A 6,834-nucleotide genomic window follows, 5' to 3' on the forward strand; every position below is an offset into this window, starting at 1 on the left:
CCATGCCCGAGGATTCGGTCGGCTCACTCCAGACGCCCGCTCCCCGTGGGCAGACGTTCGCCTCGCTGCACGTGTGGACGGACCTGCAGCCCTACGTCAGCGAACTGGTGGACAACACGGCGGAGACCGGCAACGCCTGGCACGACGCGGGGGCCGCCTTCGACAAGGCGGCCGCCGAACTCGCCCGGATCAACGACGAGTTCGACCGGATCAAGACGGCACTGGACCCGGGCTTCGTCGGCAAGGCCGGTGACGCGTTCCAGGAACGGACCACGGAACTGCTCAACCACAGCCGGGCGGTACACGACCGGCTGGAGGGGTACGGGCAGCTTGTCGGCGACGTCGGGCACGACATCAAGGTGTTCGCCACCGCCTTCTGGGAGGCGGTGGAGACCTTCCACCAACTCACCGACCAGCAGGAGGAGCTGTTCGAGCAGGCGGTGTGGGACGCGTACAACGCGGTGGAGCTGTCGCCACCGGCGGACATGTTGCAGAAGGCCCGCGACGCGGCGTACCAGATGGTCGAGCAGAACATCATGATGCCGCACATGCGGCAGCTGCTGATGACGCTCAGCGACAAGTACGTCATCAAGGGCGAGGCGCTGGACCCGCTGGAGATCACCCCCCCGAACGTGTTCACCAGCGCGGCGGCGGACGACTCGACCTCGTCCTCGTCGGAGGACGACGAGTCGACGTCGAACGATGACGACTCGTCGACCTCCTCCGACGACGATTCGTCGACCTCCTCCGCCGACGACCCCTCGACCTCCGCCGACGACGACTCGTCGTCCTCGAACGGCGACGACGAGAAGGACGCGGCCGAGTCCGTGGCGAACGACGCGATCGACAACCTGGAGGACGCCGCGCCGGACAGCAGCGTGGACGGGTCGACGGGTGGCTCGTCCGGCGGCGGGCTCGACGACAGCGCGCTGAACAGCGACGGCTCCGGTTCCGGGTCCGGTGGCGGTGACGGCGCCGCGGAGCGGCAGGCCGCCCTGCAGGACGCGCAGAACGCGGCGAACGACGCCATCGACAGTCTGTCGAACCCCGGCGGGGGTACGTCCGGCAGCGGTGGGCCGCCGAGCGGCGAGACCTCCGGCGTCGGCGCGGGCGGCGGCGTGCCGGGCATGGGCAGCGGCGGCAGCCCGGGGTCCGGCAGCGCGGGCGGCGGCATGCCGGGCATGGGCAGTGGCGGCAGCCCCGGGTCCGGCAGCTCGGGTGGCGGCAAGGGCAGCGGCAGCGGCAGCGGTCCGGCCAGCGGCAGCGGTCCGGGCAGCGGCAGCGGCAGTCCCGGCGGCGGCGTGCCGGGTGGAGGGTCGGGCAGTCCTGGCGGCGGCAAGGGCAGCGGCGGTGGTGCCGACCAGGCCCGCCAGAAGGCGTTGGACGACGCGCAGAAGGCGGCCAACGACGCGATCGAGGGCTTGCAGTCGGCCGGTGGTGGCATGCCGGGCGGCGGCTCCTCGGGAGGCGGTCTGCCGACCGAATCCTCCGGCCCGTCGAGCGGTACCGGCGGTGGCAGCGGGCCCGGCGCAGGCGGCGGGCAGCCGTCCGAGGCCGCCCGGCAACAGGCCCTCACCGATGCCAAGAAGGCCGCGGACGACGCGATCGCTGACCTGTCGGGCAAGTCCGGAGCAGGTGGCGTCGAGCGTCAGCAGGCGCTCGACGACGCCCGGGAAGCCGCAGACAAGGCCATCGAGGACCTGCTGGGCAAGGATGACTCCAGCACCCCAGGCGAAGCCCTACAGGACGCCCAGGACGCGGCCAGGGACGCCATCGGCGATCTGCTGGAGGAGAACGAGGCGAGCGACGCGGATCCGGAGTCCAAGGAGCAGCGCCGCGAGGCGCTCGAGGACGCCCGGGACGCGCTCGACGACAGCCTTGAGGAGATGGCCCGGTCGACGGGCACCGTGGACCCCGAGGACGCCCGGCACGACGACGCCGTCCGCGAGGCCCGCGCCGCGGTCGACGCCGCGATTGACGACCTGATCGAGGACGCCGAGGCGCAGCCGGGCGAGAGCGCCGAGGAGCAGACCCGGATCGAGGCGCTGGAGGACGCCCGCGAGAGCGCCACCGAGGCCCTCGACGACCTGATCGAGGAGAACGGCGTCCACACCGGAAACGGCCGTCCGACAAGCCTCGCCGATTTCCTCAGCGGGGCCGGCTCCGGCGGGGGGTCGGGTGGCGGTTCGGGCTCGTCGGGCGGGCTGGGCTCGGCCGGCGGCGGGGGCTCGTCGGGCGGGGCCGGCGGTGTGGGTACCGCCGGCAGCCCGCTCACCGACCTGCGCCCGGCCGTCCCGGCTGCGGCGCAGGCCGGGCCGACCGGCCCGGCCGTCGACCCATCCGCCGGGCAGGGCATGCCGATGATGCCGCCGATGGGTCAGGGCCACGGGCACCAGCCATCACGTGACCGGGAACGCAGCATCTGGTTGGAGGGCGACGACGAAGCCTGGCAGGACAGCGGCGACGGGGCCTCCGCTGAGGCGATCGGACGGCCGTCGTGACGGTCGCGTTGCTGGAGGAGGCGGCGGCCCGGCTGAGCCGTACCCCGCCTGCGGCGCTCTACGCCGCCGCGGACCGCTTCGAGGAGCGTCGGCAGACCTTCGCGGAACTCGCCGACCGGTTCCGTCGCGCCCTGCGTGACGCCGAGGAGGCATGCCGGATGACCGGCCCCTCATCCTCGGTGCCGGCGTCGTCCGCCGACGTCGCGGCGGTGCTCGACCAGCTCGCCACGACCGACTTCGCGAGCGCGCTGCGCCGGGCCGGCGACTCACTAGCCGACGCCCGCGACCAGCTAAGCGAGTTGGTCGCCCGCCAGGCCGTGGACCCACAGGCGCGGCCCGGCAGGTACGACGTGCAGGGCCAGGTGGTCCTGTCGTGCGCCGGGGCGGCGCTTCTGCGGGCCGGGCAGGACCTACCGCCGCCACCTCCGGTCACCGCGACCGGGCGGGAACTGGCCGGCTCGGCACCCCCCGGCGTCGAGTTGTTCGCCAGCGACCTCGACCCCGACCGGGACGTCCCGCCCAGCCCGCCCGGTGCCGCATCTCCCGGCGCGGGAGCGCCGATGATGCCGATGATGCCGATGGGCGGCATGGGCATGGGCGCGGTCGGTACCCAACAGCGCGAACGGCGCGTGACTGTCCCCGCGCCGCTCGACCCCGGCCCCTGGGCCGAACCGTCAGACGGCTGGGGAACCCCCGGTCGCGCTCGGCCGTCGACACCCGTACGCCCCGAGAGGAGCCCGTCATGACCGACAAACACCCACCCGGCCACGCGACCGCCGGTTTCGAGGCCGCCCTGCAGACGCTCGCCGAGGAACGGGAGCGACTGGGGCGCATGCACGAGCGAATGGCCCAGGGCACGACGACCACCTCGAAGGACCGGCTGCTGTCCGTCGTCATGAACGGACGCGGCGAGATCCTCAAGCTGACGTTCCACAACACCCGGTACCGGCAGATGGCCCCGGCCGAGCTGGCCTCGCTCGTCACCGAGACGATCGGGGCGGCCCGAGTCGAGTCCCTGACCCAGCTCGCCGACGTTGCCGGCGACGAGGTGCTGCCCGGCATCTCGTTCCAGGATCTGGCCGGCGGCCAGGTCGACCTGGAGCGGATGGTGGGCAGCTTCCTCAGCGCCTCGCTCGACGTCCTACCGCCCGGCGCGGTGTCCACGGCCGACCAGGCACGGCTGCGGGGGGACAACTGATGTCCGAGATCACCTCCGCAGACGTACCCGGAGTACGCGGCATGGCCGACGGGCTCGGGGCGGGCGGCGACCGGCTCGGTGAGGCGCTCAAGGCGTTGCAGCGGGACCTCGACGCCGTGTACGGGTGCTGGGGCGACGACGCATCGGGCAAGTCCTTCGCCAACAACTACGTCGGGCCCGCCGACCAGCAGCTCGCCGACATCGCCACCACCGTCGAGACCCTCGGCGCGGTTGCCGACAACCTGCGCCTGATCGCCGATGCGTTCCAGCAGCTCGACGCCCAGGGCGGCGGCACGTTGGAGTTGCAGAGCGAGTAGCAGAAGGCACGGAGGACCAGATGGCGGAGGATTCCGGGCCCGGGGTCGTCGACCTACCCCCCGACCTTCAGCGGCTGCTGAAGGTCGTGGTCGGCATGGAGTGGCCCGAGGGCAACGAGGCGATGCTGCGAAGCATGCACCGCATGTGGAGCGACCACGGGGATGTCCTGCGCGCGCTGCGCGACGACATGCCCGGACTGGCGCGGTCCCTCGGCGACTCGATGACCGGGTCGGCCGCCACCACGTACACCGATCTGGTCCGCTCCGACCTCCCCGCCATCCTCGAAACCCTGGCCACCGTGACCGATGAACTCGCCAAGACCTCGATGAACGCCGCCGCGGACATCCAGAAGACCAAGGTGACGATCATCGTGCAGCTGGTCGTGTTGGCGGCGTCCATCGCCTGGCTGCTGGCTACCCTGTTCGGTGCCCTCTTCATCCCGGTGGTGGTCGCCACCGCGCGCGGCATCCTCTACGCGATCCTGCGGACACTGATCACGGAGCTGGCCGCCGAGGTCGCCATTGGTTTCGGCGTGGACCTCGCCACCCAGCTCGCCCAGATCGCCCGCGGCCTGCGCATCGGCGGTCTGGACACGCAATCGTTGCTGGTGTCCGGCGTCGGGAGCGTGATCGGGGGTGTCGCCGCCGGCGCGGGTCGCCTCGTCGCCGGCGAGGCGGCCCGGCGCCTGGCCAACACGTGGACCAGCTCCACCCGCAGCATCACCAGCGACGGGATGCGCGAGATCACGGACATCCGGTTCAAGGGTGCGTACGCCGCGATCTCCGCCGCCGCGCAGGGTGCCGGTGGGGCCATCGCCGACGCGAGCACCGGCGCGATCTTCGGGCAGGGGTTCAACTGGGGCTCGGTGACGGCGGCGACGATCGGCGGCGCGTCCGAGGGTGGGCCGTCTACGGGCGGTCGGAGCGGCGGCGTCGGCGAGGTGGTGGTGCCGACGGTGGACGGCCTCCCCAGCTACGCCGAGGCGGTCGGCGAGTCCGACGCGAAGGGCGGCGACCAGGTCGGGGAGAAGTCCGACGCGAACGCCCCGGAGAAGTCGGGCGAGACGGGCCTGGACAAGTCCGGCGACGCGGTCGCCGAGCCGGACGCTGTTTCGTCCACCGCGAACGATGCCCCACCGGCAGGGACGTCGGCACCGTTGGGCGCCGCCACCGGACCGGCCCCGGTGAGCACGTCCAGCACTGGACCGGCCGCCGCGCCGACAGCCGCCGCACGTGCGGGCGGACCATCCTCGACCACGACCGGCCCAACGGCGGCAACCACTGAACCCGCACCCGCACCCGCACCCGCATCGGCATCGTCCGTGTCGGCTCCGGCCGCTTCGGCTCCGGCCGCTTCGACGTCGCAGGCTGCGCCCGCGCCGGTCTCCACGTCGGCCTCACCTTCCGCGGCTTCTTCGTCGGCCGCAGCCCCGTCGGCGTCGGTCGCGGCGTCGGCGTCGGCTTCGTCGGCATCCGCGTCGACGGCTTCGGTGGCCCCGGCGTCGGCGGGGTCGACGTCGTCCGCTGGCGGCGCCTCCGTCTCCTCCCCGGCGGCCACAGCTTCCGCCTCCTCCCCGGCGGCTTCCGCTGCCGCGACGTCCGCCCCCTCGGCGGCTTCCACGGCCGCCGCCTCGGGCGGTGGCACGGCGACGGTTCCCACGTCCGGCGCGACCGCCGGTAGTACGCCCGTCGCAACGGTCGGAGGGACGTCAGCGGGCCAGGTTGGCGGCGGTTCCCCGTCCAGCGGTTCGGCGTCGACGCCCACCTCGTCGTCTGCTGGCACGCCCGCCGTGGCAGGTGGATCTACTGGTGCGGCCGGCCCGACCACCGCAGCGCCCACCACCGCGGCTCCCGCTCTCGGTAACCCGTCGTCGGCCACACCACAGTCGTCGGTAACCTCCGCGCCGACCTCGACGCCGGCGACCACGTCGACTCAGCCTGCCACGCCGTCCTCGACGCCGGCGACCACGTCGACTCAGCCTGCCACGCCGTCCTCGGCCGCACCGAACGCCTCCCCGTCGACCGTCAGTTCGACGTCGACGCTCACCCCGGCATCGACGGCGTCGGCCAGTCCGGCCTCGGCTTCTGTGCCGCCGTCGGCCGCGACGTCAACCCCGACGCCGACCGCAACCCCAACCGCAACCCCAACGTCGCCCCCGACCGCGACCGCGACCCCGACGGGGACGCCGGCTGCGACGGGAACGCCGGCTGCGACGGGGACGGCGGCCGCGACGGGGACCACGCCCGCCAACCCGCCTACGCCCACGACTCCATCCGCGACAGCGACTCCGGCCGCGAGCACGACACCCACCACCGTGGCCACGCCCACGAGCGCAGCTCCAGCACCTACCTCGACCTCAACGCCAGCTCCGTCCGCGACCCCGCCACCAGGCTCGACCCCAACTCCGACGTCGACCCCAACCCCGACCCCGACGCCGACCGCGACGTCGACCGCGACGCCGACGCCGACGTCGACCGCGACGCCGACGTCGACCCCAACCCCGACCGCGACGCCGACGCCGACCGCGACGCCGACGCCGACCGCGACGCCGACGCCGACCGCGACGCCGACGCCGACCGCGACGCCGACGCCGACGCCGACCGCGACGCCGACGCCGACGCCGACCGCGACGCCGACGCCGACGCCGACTCCGACGCCTACCGCGACTACGACGCCGACGCCGACAGCGACTCCGTCCCCGGCTGTCCCGCCGCCGACGGCGGTAGGGGACGGGGCGACGGGAAGGCCCGTGCCGGTCGTCTCGACGGGAGATCCCGCGACGGTTTCCCGGCAACACGCCCAGACCGCGACCACCGG

7 protein-coding genes are annotated in these 6,834 nt (G+C 73.6%); 4 read left to right on the forward strand and 3 right to left on the reverse strand.

Annotated features, from left to right (window positions below; genetic code table 11):
* Positions 1-2: 2 nt before the first annotated feature.
* From ABZS40_RS30200 to ABZS40_RS30215, 4 genes are read left to right on the forward strand one after another with little or no spacing between them, the layout of a single operon-like run.
* Entirely contained in the window at positions 3-2,501 is a 2,499-nt protein-coding gene (locus tag ABZS40_RS30200; RefSeq protein ID WP_354947133.1) for a hypothetical protein, read from the forward strand.
* Entirely contained in the window at positions 2,498-3,247 is a 750-nt protein-coding gene (locus ABZS40_RS30205) for a hypothetical protein (protein ID WP_354947135.1), read from the forward strand. Before ABZS40_RS30200 ends, ABZS40_RS30205 begins: the two co-directional genes overlap by 4 nt.
* Complete coding sequence (locus ABZS40_RS30210; RefSeq protein ID WP_354947137.1) at positions 3,244-3,699, forward strand: YbaB/EbfC family nucleoid-associated protein; 456 nt, start codon at positions 3,244-3,246, stop codon at positions 3,697-3,699. Before ABZS40_RS30205 ends, ABZS40_RS30210 begins: the two co-directional genes overlap by 4 nt.
* Entirely contained in the window at positions 3,699-4,016 is a 318-nt protein-coding gene (locus tag ABZS40_RS30215) for a hypothetical protein (RefSeq protein ID WP_354947139.1), read from the forward strand. The genes ABZS40_RS30210 and ABZS40_RS30215 overlap by 1 nt, the downstream gene beginning before the upstream one ends.
* A gap of 53 nt (positions 4,017-4,069) precedes the next feature.
* On the opposite strand, the gene ABZS40_RS30220 is transcribed toward ABZS40_RS30215, so the two are convergent.
* From ABZS40_RS30220 to ABZS40_RS30230, 3 genes are all read right to left on the reverse strand, one after another.
* A complete protein-coding gene (locus tag ABZS40_RS30220) occupies positions 4,070-4,615 on the reverse strand; it encodes a hypothetical protein (RefSeq protein ID WP_354947141.1) in 546 nt (181 codons plus the stop codon).
* Between the two features lie 374 nt (positions 4,616-4,989).
* On the reverse strand, positions 4,990-5,799 hold the full coding sequence (locus ABZS40_RS30225; protein WP_354947143.1) for a hypothetical protein: 810 nt from the start codon (positions 5,797-5,799) through the stop codon (positions 4,990-4,992).
* Positions 5,800-5,991: 192 nt separating this feature from the next.
* Positions 5,992-6,831 (reverse strand): hypothetical protein, encoded by an 840-nt coding sequence (locus ABZS40_RS30230; RefSeq protein ID WP_354947145.1) that lies wholly within the window; start codon positions 6,829-6,831, stop codon positions 5,992-5,994.
* Positions 6,832-6,834 lie beyond the last annotated feature (3 nt).

Origin of the sequence: Micromonospora sp. NPDC005324, assembly GCF_040607155.1 — a bacterium.
GTDB lineage: Bacteria > Actinomycetota > Actinomycetes > Mycobacteriales > Micromonosporaceae > Micromonospora > Micromonospora trifolii.

Coding starts and splice junctions, on each gene's coding strand:
- ABZS40_RS30210 (WP_354947137.1), top strand. CDS start 3,244: ATGACCGACAAACACCCACCCGGCCACGCGACCGCCGGTTTCGAGGCC.
- ABZS40_RS30200 (WP_354947133.1), top strand. CDS start 3: ATGCCCGAGGATTCGGTCGGCTCACTCCAGACGCCCGCTCCCCGTGGG.
- ABZS40_RS30215 (WP_354947139.1), top strand. CDS start 3,699: ATGTCCGAGATCACCTCCGCAGACGTACCCGGAGTACGCGGCATGGCC.